Genomic DNA, 14,033 nt, shown 5'->3' on the forward strand with positions numbered 1-14,033 from the left:
GCAGCAGACCACAACCCATGACCTTTCCCCCAAGCTCTCAGCAGCTCACGCACATGGGGGAGCAGTTGCCCCTCTACCTGATCGGTCAGCATCCGTGTCAGCCGTTCCAAGCGATGCTCCTTTTCTCGCTCCGTCTTCCCGCCGGCAAACCACAGTCCGATTTTAAAGCCGGGTTTGCGGCTCTCCAAATATTCACCCGCTGCTTCACGTAGCTCCGCTGGTGTCAAATGCGCATGCTCCAGTAAACGATCCAGCTCTTGCCGCAGCCGTGTGTGCTCTTGTTCCGGAAGCATCCGCCACTGCTCATCCTCTTGCTGCAGGGCTTTCTGCTCCATTTCCAGGCGGGCAATCGCCTCTTCTCCGCCCGCCTCTTCCAGCAGCATGCTCAGTTCCTCTTCTTCAGCTGCCTCCACTTCCTCCACATGCTGCTCTACCAAATGGTGCATGGAGGATACCAGGCTGTACGCCAACAGCTCCGTTTTGCGCTTCAGTAATTGCTGGATCAACGACGGCAGCTGTTGCCACTGGTTCCAAGGGTGATTCGACTCTTTTAAGGAAGTAAACAATATATCTGTATAATGGACCTGCCACGCATGAAAGCTGGCCCCCACCTCATTGCGATAACGTATAAATGAAAGCTCCCGCTCCCGGTGTTTATCAATTTGATTGATGATCAAGTATAACGGTTTGCCCCAATCCGATAAGCTTTTGGCAAAGGACAAGTTATTTTCAGATTGGACATGGTTGTAATCCATCACATAAAAAACAATATCTGCCCAATGTAGAGCTGAGTGTGTCGCCAGCGCATGCCCTTGGTCTGTGGAATCTACGCCTGGTGTATCCAGCAGCACCCCTCCACCGGATAGCATCGGGATATCCTCCCATACCTGAATGGATTCATAGGCCCCGCCATTTTTACAATATTCAGCCAGCTCGGCTATGGAGGTTTCCATCACTTCTGGCTCGGGATTTTCCGATGTTCGGGCTGGATGAATGAGTGCTCTTGAATGTCCATGCCGGATGGACACCACATTAGCGCTCGTAGGCACGGGTCCGGAGGGCAGCACCGTTTTACCGCACAGACTGTTTATCAAGCTTGATTTCCCAGCCGAGAAATGTCCACAAAAGGCAATGGTCAGCTCGTCTGCAACCGCCTTCTCTAGTAGGTCAGCTAAAGCCTTGGCTCCCGCCCTGTCCCCTGCTTTATGCAAAGTATTCCGTATCTGTTCAATTGTATCTGACCACTTTTCGGCATTCCCTGTAATCGTTTGCATCATAAGCTACGGTTCCACTCCTTGTCTCTTGACAGCATCAAATAGCTATATTGTAGCACTCCTGTGCCACTGTGAGAATGATCACATTCAAAAAACTAAACAGCGTTCCCCGTAAGCAGCTAACTTCGGGGAACGCTGTCTATTTGATCGAATATCCTGCTAAGGACTCAGGATGACGCTCATAAATTAAAGGAATAAGTATTTTGGCAACCGAATGCGTTTCATTAAAGCCCCTAAAGGGCAATAACAAAAGCAATATGTAAGCAACGGATGGTCTACAAGATTCGCGAAGGTCATGCGCCTTCAGGCTGGTCAGACCAGCCGAGCCGCCTACCGGAACATGCAGTGCATGTCGTTCGCTAATTGCACTTAATTTGCTGCCGTCTCAAGCACTGGCAGCAAAATTTCAAATACTTGACCATGCTGCAAAATCGTAATTCCGCGGGATTTGTCCTTCATTACGACTACTTCTGGCTTTTGTGACATACGTTCCAGATAGTGTTCAGGTACATCCCCGGAATGGCTGACCGTAATCCCTTCAAGATCGCGCTCTTCATTTTCAGCAAACTCTGTGGTTACAATCTGCTCAAAAATATCAGAAAACGCCTCAAAATTGTCTGTATATACCGAAATGCACTTCATTACTCTTCATCCTTTTCTACACATAAATGGTTAAACCCTTTGCTAGTTCTATGGGTCTTTAAGCTCTACGTTCCTTATCTTTTCTGATAAGAGACGTTTTCATACGTTTCTTGCCTTCCCTGCATACATCAAGCAACGGACATACCTGACATTGAGGGTTTTGAGCCTTGCAATGGTAGCGACCGAAAAAAATAAGCCTGTGGTGGGTCAATGACCATTCATCCCTAGGTACTCTTTTCATCAGCTTTTTTTCCACCTCAAGCACTGAATCATCCCATCCTGCAAAGCCAAGCCGTTTGGATACACGCTCTACATGCGTGTCCACCGCAATAGCCGGTACATTAAATGCGGTAGATACGACGACATTAGCCGTCTTGCGTCCAACACCAGGAAGCTTGATTAGCTGATCATGCTCAGACGGTATTTCTCCCCCGTACTGGTCTATCAATATACGGCACAGGTTATGAATATGCTTGGCCTTGTTTCGGTACAAGCCGATTCTGCGAATATCCTGCTCCAGCTCCTCAATAGGAACAGCCAAATAGTCCTCGGGTGACTTGTATTTTTGAAACAGGTCTGCCGTTACTTTATTGACCATCTGATCGGAGCACTGAGCCGACAATAACACGGCAATCGTTAATTCAAAGGCATTGTCATGGTTCAACTCACAATGGGCATCCGGAAACATCGTACCGATGGTATCCAATATATGACGTGCGGTTGCTGCATTCACGGAATCCTACCTCCTACCAAAAAAAACGTCTTGATACGGGATAACCCGCATCAAGACGGTCACTCTAAATAATCATCCGGAAAGAAACGAATACTATTTGTGCATGACTGCCTGCATAGGCGAGAAACACACTCCTATATTATCATTATTTGTCACAAATTGCACGTGAAAAGTGTGCAAATTTCCGAGAAATTTTCATACAATCTGATCTGACTAGCGGCTCATTGGATGCTCCAAATCTACATGTCCCATTAAGGATTCCAGAGCTTGACCATCTACGAGCAAATCCAGTGTTTTGATTTCCTTGAACTGGAACATTGTTTTCTTCAAGGCATCAATCGCCAATTCCTCGCCGCCTGCACCCAGACGCGCTTCGTCCGGCAAAGAAATGTCAAGGGTCAATGCTCCGTTATCCAATTGGATCTTATGCACGGAAATTTTATCCGACCACAGCGGTACTAAAGCGGAATTCCCACTCTTTTGCAGAGCTTCAAACGCCTTTTGGTATTTTTCAAGCTCGCTCGGGTAGGTAATTTCTTTTTTCTCTTCCTTTAAACCAGTTTCTTGAGTATCGGTGTAGTACACTGTGATCTGCTGCGTTTGGTGATCTCCTGATTTTCCTGTTTCCGTCTTGGTTTTTGTAGGTTCCGTTGACGGGGATGCAGGGGTCTGAGACGCCCCGTTATTGTCAGCAGACTGAGCCGATGAATCAGGAGTCGTTTGCCCAGGCGTGCTATTTGGCGCAGCAGGTGTTTGTGTTTCCTGAGTCGGAGCTGCCGGAGCAGCTGTCTGCTTGGAGGCACAGCCTGCGCCTGCTATAACAAACAGTGCCAGCAGACCTGCGATTACGATTTTCTTGTTCATATGTCCCCCTCCTTGCTTGACGTTGGCAAGCGATTTGTTGAAGATTTATTTTACACCAAGATACTCTGTGATGCCATCTGCAATCCCCTGAGCTACCCGGTTTTGAAAATCTTCATCAAACAGTGTGGCTTCCTCTTTTGCATTACTCAAATATCCTACCTCAAGCAAAACGGCTGGCATAGTCGTTTCCCGAATCACATGGAAATTGCCATAACGAATGCCCCGGTCTGTCAAACCCGTCGCAGGAGCAAAGTACTTATGCATAACGTCCGCGAACGCTTTGCTGGCACTCCGCTGGTAATACGTCTCTGTACCGTTGGAAGCTGAACTGCCGCTGCTGTTAGCATGAATGGACACAAATACGTTAGCGTTGAGATTTTCAGCCACTTTTACCCGCTGTTTAAGCTCCAGGAATGTGTCGTCGCTGCGTGTCAATACGACTTCAAGCTTGGGATTCTGCTTTAAAATGCTTTCCACTTTCAAAGCCATAGCCAGGTTAAAGGTCTTCTCGTAATTTTTTCTTGAAGCCCCAACTGCTCCAGAATCTTTTGCTCCATGGCCTGCATCAATAACAACGACCTTTTTGCCATTACTGTTCACGGGTGATGTCTGTGTATCATCTGGTAATGAACCATCTGGCAGCGTAGCGTCAGGCGTTGTATTGATTGAATCCTTGGATGCCAAATCGACGATGACATGATTGGATCCATCATTGTATGCAGTGTAGTTCATGGCATGTTTCAAATCAATAACAACCCGGACCGTTGAAGGCTCCTTTTGGAACAAGGCATAACGGATACCGGACACATCCGCTTCATTCTGAATGTCCAGTGAACCATTCAAGGTGTTATCCAGATTCTGCTGATCTCCAAAATTGTCAGCAAACGCAGTTGCTGGCAAATCCACAACAACCCGGTCAGGAGCTGTCATCGTAAACGCTTTTGGCTTGACTGTACCCGCGGTTGTGATGGTTAAGCGATTTTGGCTGAAACTGATTTCCTGCACCGGCGTAACACCTGTGCTCACATTATTAGCTGGTGTAGTTACACTTCCTGTACTGGAACTGTTATTCCCGGATTTCGGAGGTGTAAATTCCCCGTTTCCAGACCCGCTGCTGCGGGTATATAATTTTACGGACTTGGAGCTGCTGTCCCATTTTACGTCCAGTCCCATTTGCTCCCCGATAAAACGAAGCGGTACAAGGGCATAATTGGAACGCAGCAGAGGCGAAGCATCCAGACTAATGTCGCTTCCATTGACAGTCGCCGTCTTGCTTCCGATGTTCATTCGGATCGAGGTACTGTCCTTCTCAATCGTTATGGTTCGCGCCTGCTGCTTCCATGTCACGTCATATCCTAAATTTTCAGAAATTACGCGTAGCGGAACCATTGTGCTTCCGCCTATCACTTGTGCCTTAGCACCACTAGGGACACTTAACTGTTGATCGTCGAGATAGATTTGTGTTCCACTCGAAGCCGCATGTCCATAACCCGGAACCGCCCACATGAAGACAAATAATAACAACAAAAAACCAAATTTCTTCATTCGTCACCCTTCCATTCATATTTTTTTTGCCACATGCTCCGGTGCGGCGACCTGATATACGCGCTTATGTAATATCAGACAACCTTTTAGACGTTATCCCACACCAAAAGTTGCGAATATATTCCATCATATCAGAAATATACGTGCCTAAGAACTATTTTTGTCGAATTATGACTAAAAAAATAGTCCTTTCGCTTTCCGTCAAAAGTCATCGTCGAAAAAATAAAAAAGCTGCTTTTCACCTCCATGAATTTCCATAAAGGTGGAAAACAGCTCTTTTTTAACCCTTTTAATTAATCACTTAGTTAAGCGATTCTGTTGTCACCGTTTCCGTTCCTAAATACTCCTTTAATCCATCGACAATACCTTGTGCAATCCTCTCCTGTGTTTCTTCTGTAAACATGGCTGCTTCATCAGACGGATTGCTCAGATAGCCGCATTCCAGCAGCACGGCCGGCATTTGCGATTTTCTGGTTACCAAATGGTTGGCCACCTTAATATCGTTATCTTTAAAACCGGTAGCCGCTACAAGATGCTTGTGCATCGTCGTTGCCAGACTCAAGCTTTCCTGACGTGCATAATAGGTTTCAGAGCCATTCGCTTTTCCGTTATTGGAGGCTGGCATACTGTTGCCATGGATGGAAACAAACACGCTCGCCTGTTGATCATTCGCCAGCTGGGCACGTTCATCGAGCGTCGGATACGTGTCTCCATCTCGGGTCATTACGACCTGAATTGAAGGGTCATTTTGCAAAAGCTGCTGAACCTTTAAGGCTACAGCCAATGTAAACTCCTTCTCGCGTCGTCCAGTCACACTGGCTGCTCCAGGGTCCTTGCCACCATGTCCAGGATCAATTACAACAATTCGCCGTCCTTCGACATGAGTCGGTGTGACCACCGGATTCTCACTACGCTCACGCAAATGGAGGGTGAGTTCACCCCTGCTATTAGTTGAAAGCTCGTAATCACGTGCCTGGTTCAAGGCAATGACGACGCGGACGCCCCCATTTTGTCCATCTGCGAGAGCAAATCTGATTTCCTCCACATCCTCGCTGTCACTGTTCGTCAAAGCCTGTGTGCCATCCTTACGAATCGGAAACAGTTGGGAAAAATCAGACGCCAGCGAAGCCCCTGGTAAATCTACAACAATGCGGTCAGGCCCCGTCATTTCGGACACTTTAGGGGTTGCATCTTTGTTCAGAGAAATCTTTAATGCGTCACCCTCAAAAGAAATGTTTTGTACAAGCAACGCATTGGCTGTGGTCTGTTCTGCATTCTGCTGCTTGGATGATGAAGATGTCGCTTCCGTATGCTTGTCTACTTTAGTGGTTTTTGTTGTCGTCGCTGTAGTGGTAAACGGTTTTTGCGTGCTTTTATTACTTTCTGTTGACGTTTGTGACGTTTTTTGGGATTGGGACTGTTGATCTGCCTGCGGAGTTGTCGTCTTCTGACTGAGATTTACGGATTTACTTTTATTATTCCAATCTACTTTTAGTCCCATTTGCTCCCCGACAAAACGCAACGGAACCATCGTCGAGTTGCCACGCAGCACAGGAGGCGCATCCAGACTAACTGTTTTACCATTCACATCAGCCGATGTGCGGCCTACGTACATAGCCATATCCGTGCTGTTTTTTTGAATTGAAATTTTATAGGCTTTTTGCTCCCACTTGAACTGATATCCAAGCTGCTCCCCAACCACTCGAAGTGGTACCATGACTTTGCCATTGACCATTTCAGGCCTGGCATCTGCAGGCGCCTCTATTCTTTTGCCGTCCAAAAACAAATCTGCTGCAGCCGCATTCACATGAGTAGAGGACGGCCACAACCAGACTAAGATAGCCGCCAGTATCACCCAACCGTATTTCTTCATCCTCATTCCCCTAACTTATATATGTGAGGATTTTGCAAAAATCCAATAAGCGACTTCCAATCAACAATATATAGATCAAAATGGTTTAGTTTGTCTATATATTGCACTTTGGAGCGACTGGAATCGAATTTTGCAAAATCCTGATGTAATATTTTTATGCTCGTTGTATAGGCATAGTCCTCAACCATTTTACATTTACAATACCATGCTCAGTCGAGCCGTCAACCCCTTATTTACCAATTTAATTCTAAAAATAACAAAAGCCCGCAGGCAAAAGAATTGCCGATACGGGCTTTCTGTTCAAATGATGATTATGCGCCTTGCTTGGCAGCACGCTTTTGTTCATAAGCCAGAATTTCAGCCTCATGCTGGAGCGTCAAGCCAATGTCATCCAAACCTTGCAGCAGGAATTGACGACGATGCTCATCCAGATCAAAATCAATATGCAAACCATAATCGTCAGTAATTGTTTTTTCGTTCAAATCAACGTTCAATTGGTAGTTATCATGCTTCGCCGTGCGCTGAAATAAATCCTCTACTTGCTCTTCAGACAGCTTGATCGGCAGAATACCGTTTTTAAAACAGTTATTGTAGAAGATATCCGCAAAAGATGGTGCGATTACAGAGCGAAATCCATAGTCCATGATCGCCCACGGCGCATGCTCACGGGAGGAGCCGCAGCCAAAGTTGGCGCGAGAAATCAGCACAGATGCCCCTGCATAGCGAGGCTTGTTCGGTTCAAACTCAGGATTGATATTGCCCGCCTCATCAAAACGCCACTCATAAAACAGAAACTGTCCAAAGCCTGTGCGCTCGATTCGTTTCAAGAATTGCTTAGGAATAATAGCATCTGTATCCACGTTCACCCGATCCACAGGCGCTACGATTCCTTTTAATGTTGTGAATGCTTCCATCGTAAATTCCTCCTCCGTATCCTAGCGGACTACTGCTTCCTGCTTGAATTTCCAATCCCGTACATCGACAAAACGTCCATGAATCGCCGCAGCGGCTGCCATTGCCGGAGATACGAGGTGAGTCCGTCCTCCACGTCCCTGACGACCTTCAAAGTTACGGTTAGAAGTAGACGCACAACGCTGTCCCGGTTGGAGCACGTCCGGATTCATCGCAAGACACATGCTGCATCCCGCTTCACGCCACTCGAATCCTGCTTCCTTGAAAATAACGTCCAGTCCTTCTTGTTCAGCCTGAATTTTCACACGACCTGAGCCCGGTACGACGATTGCCGTTACTCTGTCAGATACCTGATAGCCTTTGGCAACCTCGGCCGCAGCGCGTAGATCTTCAATCCGTCCGTTGGTGCAGGAACCGATAAATACGTAATCAATCGCAATATCCGTGATCGGTGTACCTGGCTTCAAATCCATATATTCAAGCGCTTTTTCAGCCGCTTTACGTTCGTTTTCTGTCGGCAATTCTGCCGGAATGGGTACATTCGAAGAAATATCTGTACCCATACCTGGGCTGGTGCCCCAAGTCACTTGTGGAATTAAAGAATCCACGTCAAACTCCAGCACAATATCAAACTCAGCGCCTTCATCTGTAACAAGCTCTTTCCACTCAGCAACTGCCTGCTCGAAAGCAGCTCCTTGCGGCACATGCTCGCGTCCACGCAAGTAATTGAAAGTCGTTTCATCCGGTGCAATCATTCCTGCTCTGGCTCCGCCCTCTATGGACATGTTGCACACCGTCATACGCTCTTCCATGCTCAATTCGCGGATGGATTCGCCTGTGTACTCAATAACATAGCCTGTAGCGAAATCTGTGCCGTATTTGGCGATGACACCCAAAATCATATCTTTTGCTGTTACACCCGGTTTGCGGCGGCCTACAAAACGAACTTCCATCGTTTTTGCCTTCGCCTGCTGGAGACATTGCGTTGCCAGCACGTGCTCTACTTCGCTTGTTCCGATACCAAAAGCAAGCGCCCCGAATGCACCGTGTGTGGAGGTATGGCTATCACCACAAACAATCGTTTTCCCCGGATGAGTCAGACCAAGTTCAGGCCCCATAACGTGAACGACACCTTGATCAATGGTATCCAGATCATACAGTGTAACACCGAAATCGCGGCAATTTTGAGTTAATGTATCAATCTGCTGTTTGGAAATCGGGTCCGTAATATTGTAGCGATCAAACGTCGGTACGTTATGATCCATTGTCGCAAACGTAAGCTCTGGACGACGCACCTTGCGTCCGCTAAGACGAAGTCCCTCAAACGCCTGCGGCGAGGTTACCTCATGTACCAAGTGAAGATCAATGTACAAAATACTCGGCTTTCCCGCTTCCTGATAGATGACATGGTTATCCCAAATTTTCTCGAACATGGTCTTTTTACTCATCAACATTCACCCCTGTGTTTTTCGAACTAGTGGAGAGAAGCTATACGGCTCTCTTTTGGATGTCAACAATATACCACGACCTGTTTGATTGGTCTAAGATATGATATCTATAGAAGTGATAGCTTTGACCTATAAGACTGCAAAATCTATTCTCTACTATTACTATCTCGAAGTTCTTGTTTACGTTCGATGTCTGATAACATGTCAATCACTCCTCTATATAAACTATATACAAACAGATGTTCGATATTAAGATATGAAAATAAAAAAAGTTCTGCCGACCGATTAAGGTTAACAGAGCTTTGTAATTTATTTAGAGTTTATGACAAAGCTAATTCTTGTTTTGAAGATTTTTTGTAAGTGTCGAACATTTTAGTAGAGTTTATATGGGACATGGAAATCTATCTATTAGGTAATCGTTTCTTTTGGTTCTTAATAGATTCATGCTTATACATCCCTATCGCCACTGACATATAAATAAAGTATACCTTAGCAAAGGGGGTATGCAGATGATCAAAACAAGAGTAAAAACGTTCAAACATCGTGTCGGTAAAAACAAATTCCTGGTCGTTAAAATTTTCCAAGCCGCAGATGCCAGAACAAAAAATGGTAATGCGCTGGCCACCAACGCATTGAACATCAAAATATCCAAACGCAAAAAGCACCACTAAGACCATCCGTACCTTCATTCCTGTGAAGGGAGGTGATTTCCATGAGTAGAAGAAAACACCATGTAAAAAGAAAAAGCTTATCGATCTGGTCAAAACAAAAAGCGTTTGCGCGTGCACGAGGCAATGCGCTGGCTGCCAATCTGTTCAACGTAAATGTCAAAAAGAAAAAACATTAATGTTTTCAGCAGGGCAAAAGGCATTGCTCCCTTTCATATCTTTTAGCAACAATCTTTACGAAAAGAGCCTAAAAATATTCCCCGGCTGACCATTTAAGGTTGGCTGGGCTTTTTGCTATTCGAGTGTTTCGTTTTTTTGAATAAAATCCCCCAATAACTGCAACTACTATTATGGCAGAATCCGCCATGGTATTCAGCACTATTACCTAACAATTCTATTCACAAAATTAAATCCAAAACGCTTTAGTGATAATAACCAAGAGGATAAACAACACCAGGATTGCACCTATAGAGTTATATCCACCGCATCCACCATAACCTGCTACACCTTCATATCCACTCATGGCTTGAACCTCCTTTACTTGTTCTATACCTTAATATATGTATAAAAATGTTCTGTGATAAGGCATTCAGGCAAACAAAAAAACACCCCGCCAGCGTAGCCAGCAAGATGTCACCATTGGCTTTCGAATTGCCCAGTGCCTAATTGGTGCTTTCTATTCCATGTAAAATTTTGGTTCGGTGTAATGAATTTCACATCTTTCCAGGTCAACCTGTTCTACCATAAAAGAGTGATACGCCGTGCTGGGCAGACCACTATGTGGACGGGACGGTTACATCCTCTCCAGAACCAGCTACACAGGCTGTCCGGCATGCGCGGCAAGTACGCCTTTATTTTGATTCGAAGCGGAGTGTCCAGATGTGAATACCGAATGGGAATACCGTGAGCGCATAAGGAAGCTAGCCGTATGCATTGTTAAGCATTACCGGGGAAAAGGTCCGGATAACGTCAAGGTTTCATTGGATTCGCCACTCCGGATTACGGTAGAAATTCGAGGCACCTTGTCTAATCTGTCCGAAATTCTCGTTCATGAAGGGGCCGAGGACAAGGTCAGGGAATATTGGAACGTCCTTCGACCTTATCTGGAAAAAGAATTTATGAGCGAAGCGGAAAAAACAATCGGCAGTCCCTTCACTTACACCTGGGAGGTCTGTCCCTCCGTCCATGGAGACGGACATATTATCATTACTCTTGAACTACAACACATACACCGGTTGGATTAGCGGGAAGGAGCTTGTCTCCTCGCTCGCGGATAAGCCAGTACAGGATGCAGCGTAAAGCGGCATTTTTGTATTGGCTTTTTTCATGTTACGAGTTTCATCTATTTCATATAAAAAGAGGTGCTGCACACATGGCAGACAAGGTATTAACGGTATGTCCCTACTGCGGAAGCGGTTGTCAGCTTCATTTGCTGGTGGACAAGGGGCAGGTAATCGGCGCAGAGCCGGCTAATGGTCGTACAAATGAAGGAACACTGTGCCTGAAAGGACACTATGGATGGGATTTCCTGAATGACCCGCAAATTCTGACTGCACGCTTGCGCAAGCCCATGATTCGCAAAAATGGGGTCATGGAGGAAGTGGAGTGGGAGGAAGCTATCCAATATACTGCCGAACGGCTGTCAGCAATTAAGGAAAAATACGGACCAGACTCCATTATGGGGACGGGCTCTGCACGCGGTCCGGGAAACGAAGCCAATTATGTCATGCAAAAGTTCATGCGGGCGGTCATTGGCACGAACAATATTGACCATTGCGCTCGTGTATGCCACGGCCCTTCTGTGGCAGGTTTGACATATTCACTCGGGGATGGGGCCATGTCCAATTCTATTCCTGAAATTGAACACTCTGATCTTTTATTCGTGTTTGGATACAACGCACCTGAAACGCATCCGATCGTCGCCAGACGCATCGTAGCTGCGAAGCAACGAGGTGCCAAAATTATTGTATGTGATCCGCGCATGACTGAAACTGGACGTATTTCAGATATGTGGCTGCCTCTAAAAGGCGGCTCGAACATGGCTTTGGTCAACGCTTTTGGTCATGTGCTTGTGCATGAAGGACTGTACGACAAACGATATGTGGAAGCAAACACTGAAGGCTTTGCCGAATACGTAGACAGCATTAAAAAATATACGCCCGAATATGCAGAAGGCATTACGGGAGTCAAGGCGGCTGACATCCGGGCGGCGATGAGGGAGTATGCCAAGGCCCCTACCGCTACCATTCTGTACGGAATGGGCGTATGTCAATTTTCACAAGCCGTTGATGTGGTAAAAGGACTCGCTTCCCTTGCCCTGTTGACCGGAAATCTAGGCAAGCCGAATGTGGGCATCGGACCAGTCCGTGGACAAAACAATGTACAGGGCTCCTGTGACATGGGCGCATTGCCGAATGTGTATCCTGGCTATCAGGATGTAACGGATACTGCGGTTCGCAAAAAGTTTGAAAAAGCATGGGGGGTTGAGCAGCTGCCGCGTAAAAAAGGATATTCCCTTACAGAGGTTCCACACCTCATCCTGAAGGAGAACAAGCTGAAGGCTTACTATATTTTCGGCGAGGACCCTGTACAAAGTGATCCGAACGCCGCCGAGCTGCGTGAAGCGCTAGACCAATTGGAATTTGTCGTGGTACAGGATATTTTCATGAACAAAACGGCGCTGCATGCCGATGTCATCCTCCCTTCTACTGCTTGGGGCGAGCATGACGGTGTATATTCTTCGGCAGACCGGGGCTTTCAGCGCATCCGTAAGGCCGTGGAGCCACAGGGCGATGTCAAGCCGGACTGGGCCATTATTAGCGAGGTTGCTACCGCCATGGGCTACCCTATGTCCTATGCAAACACAGAGGAAATTTGGGATGAAATGCGCAGCCTCTGCCCGTTATTCGCTGGTGCCAGCTACCAAAAAATGGAGGATCAAGGCGGCGTGCAGTGGCCCTGCCCTACAGAGGACCATCCAGGTACTCCGTATTTGTACAAAGGCAATCAATTTTCCACGCCTAGCGGCAAAGGCCGATTATTCGCCTGCGAATGGCGTCCACCTCAAGAACAGCCGGATGCCAAATTCCCGCTAGTCTTATCTACTGTTCGCGAGGTAGGACATTATTCCGTGCGCACCATGACTGGCAATTGCCGTGCACTGCGTCAGCTGTCTGATGAGCCTGGCTTTATTCAGATTAGCCCGGAAGACGCAGGGAATCTGAACATTCTCGATGGTGAAATTGTCGCCATATCCTCCCGCCGGGGGCGCATTATGGCACGGGCACAAGTTAGTGACCGCGTACAGCAAGGAGCGACCTACATGACCTATCACTGGTGGGTTGGAGCATGTAACGAGCTGACCGCCGATTTTCTCGATCCGGTATCTAAAACCCCGGAATTAAAATATTGCGCCATCCGGCTGGAGCGGATTGCCGACCAAGCGCAGGCCGAACGTGATGTACATGAATCGTACCAGCGGATTCGCAGACAGATGAACGTCCATGAAGCCGTTTTGGCTGATAAGGTGACAAGATGAGCGGCGCACGAAACATGCTGTACCGTCCAACGAGCAGAATGGGAGCAGCCGACAGAACAAACGCTGTCGCTTCCTCCTTCGTAGTCGCGGACGGTGGGCAATGTATTGGATGCAAAGCCTGTGAACTGGCGTGCTTCGCCGTTCACAGCCAGGCGGGCGGCATAGGTGCTTCGGTCGGAACCGTCAGCGTGCCTGTCGTACCCAAGGTGTATGTTGTACGCGCTGGGGATGCGTATGTGCCTGTGCAATGCCGGCATTGTGAAAATGCCCCCTGTGCACATGCCTGTCCAGTGCAGGCCATTCGTCAGGAGGACGGCGTGGTCATGATTGATGAAGAACGATGTATCGGCTGCACCTCCTGTGTTTTGGCCTGTCCCTTCGGAGCCATTGAGGTGACGCCGGTTTATCGGGCAGGACACGTTGTGACGCAATCCGGCTTGACTCGCCATGCCAATCGGGCCGCCCTCCCCCGCACCGCCGCAAGCAAATGCGATTTGTGCGCAGAGACGGCAGACGGACAGCCTGCCTGTGTAGAG

The 14,033-nt window shown here is 47.3% G+C and carries 14 protein-coding genes; 5 read left to right on the top strand and 9 right to left on the bottom strand.

Translation table 11 applies throughout. The features are described 5' to 3' along the window. The 8 genes from WG8_RS13435 to leuC form a co-directional block, all read right to left on the bottom strand. Nucleotides 1-1,277 (bottom strand): dynamin family protein (locus tag WG8_RS13435; RefSeq protein ID WP_007430738.1); only part of this gene is annotated, 1,277 nt, incomplete at its 3' end. Nucleotides 1,278-1,643: 366 nt separating this feature from the next. Beyond that, on the bottom strand, nt 1,644-1,916 hold the full coding sequence (locus WG8_RS13440; RefSeq protein ID WP_007430739.1) for a hypothetical protein: 273 nt from the start codon (nt 1,914-1,916) through the stop codon (nt 1,644-1,646). A 58-nt stretch (nt 1,917-1,974) separates the two neighbouring features. Continuing rightward, complete coding sequence (gene nth, locus WG8_RS13445; protein WP_007430740.1) at nt 1,975-2,649, bottom strand: endonuclease III; 675 nt, start codon at nt 2,647-2,649, stop codon at nt 1,975-1,977. 213 nt (nt 2,650-2,862) lie between these two features. Continuing rightward, on the bottom strand, nt 2,863-3,513 hold the full coding sequence (locus WG8_RS13450) for a GerMN domain-containing protein (RefSeq protein WP_007430741.1): 651 nt from the start codon (nt 3,511-3,513) through the stop codon (nt 2,863-2,865). Between the two features lie 45 nt (nt 3,514-3,558). Next, nucleotides 3,559-5,058 (bottom strand): N-acetylmuramoyl-L-alanine amidase family protein, encoded by a 1,500-nt coding sequence (locus tag WG8_RS13455; protein ID WP_007430742.1) that lies wholly within the window; start codon nt 5,056-5,058, stop codon nt 3,559-3,561. A 301-nt stretch (nt 5,059-5,359) separates the two neighbouring features. Beyond that, on the bottom strand, nt 5,360-6,931 hold the full coding sequence (locus tag WG8_RS13460; protein ID WP_007430743.1) for an N-acetylmuramoyl-L-alanine amidase family protein: 1,572 nt from the start codon (nt 6,929-6,931) through the stop codon (nt 5,360-5,362). A gap of 311 nt (nt 6,932-7,242) precedes the next feature. Then, nucleotides 7,243-7,845, bottom strand: coding sequence for a 3-isopropylmalate dehydratase small subunit (leuD, locus tag WG8_RS13465; protein WP_007430744.1), 603 nt, complete (start codon nt 7,843-7,845; stop codon nt 7,243-7,245). 21 nt (nt 7,846-7,866) lie between these two features. Further along, nucleotides 7,867-9,291 (bottom strand): 3-isopropylmalate dehydratase large subunit, encoded by a 1,425-nt coding sequence (leuC, locus tag WG8_RS13470; RefSeq protein WP_007430745.1) that lies wholly within the window; start codon nt 9,289-9,291, stop codon nt 7,867-7,869. A gap of 509 nt (nt 9,292-9,800) precedes the next feature. On the opposite strand from leuC, the gene WG8_RS27410 reads away from it, so the two are divergent. Both WG8_RS27410 and WG8_RS29330 read left to right on the top strand, forming a co-directional pair. Next, a complete protein-coding gene (locus tag WG8_RS27410; protein ID WP_007430746.1) occupies nt 9,801-9,962 on the top strand; it encodes a hypothetical protein in 162 nt (53 codons plus the stop codon). Nucleotides 9,963-10,003: 41 nt separating this feature from the next. After that, nucleotides 10,004-10,138: a hypothetical protein gene (locus tag WG8_RS29330; RefSeq protein WP_007430747.1), complete on the top strand. Its 135-nt coding sequence runs from the start codon at nt 10,004-10,006 to the stop codon at nt 10,136-10,138. A 227-nt stretch (nt 10,139-10,365) separates the two neighbouring features. On the opposite strand, the gene WG8_RS26570 is transcribed toward WG8_RS29330, so the two are convergent. Then, nucleotides 10,366-10,482 carry a YjcZ family sporulation protein gene (locus tag WG8_RS26570; RefSeq protein ID WP_007430748.1) on the bottom strand — a complete coding sequence of 39 codons (117 nt, stop codon included), beginning with the start codon at nt 10,480-10,482 and terminating at the stop codon, nt 10,366-10,368. Nucleotides 10,483-10,840: 358 nt separating this feature from the next. Here WG8_RS26570 and WG8_RS13475 point away from each other — a divergent pair, with 358 nt between their 5' ends. The 3 genes from WG8_RS13475 to WG8_RS29335 all read left to right on the top strand — a co-directional run. Continuing rightward, entirely contained in the window at nt 10,841-11,203 is a 363-nt protein-coding gene (locus WG8_RS13475) for a Na-translocating system protein MpsC family protein (protein ID WP_007430749.1), read from the top strand. A gap of 128 nt (nt 11,204-11,331) precedes the next feature. Next, entirely contained in the window at nt 11,332-13,497 is a 2,166-nt protein-coding gene (gene fdhF, locus WG8_RS13480) for a formate dehydrogenase subunit alpha (RefSeq protein ID WP_007430750.1), read from the top strand. Continuing rightward, the coding region (locus WG8_RS29335) for a 4Fe-4S dicluster domain-containing protein (protein ID WP_007430751.1) at nt 13,494-14,033 on the top strand (540 nt) is incomplete at its 3' end. The genes fdhF and WG8_RS29335, both read left to right, overlap by 4 nt.

It is taken from the genome of Paenibacillus sp. Aloe-11 (assembly GCF_000245715.1).
Classification (GTDB): domain Bacteria; phylum Bacillota; class Bacilli; order Paenibacillales; family Paenibacillaceae; genus Paenibacillus; species Paenibacillus kribbensis.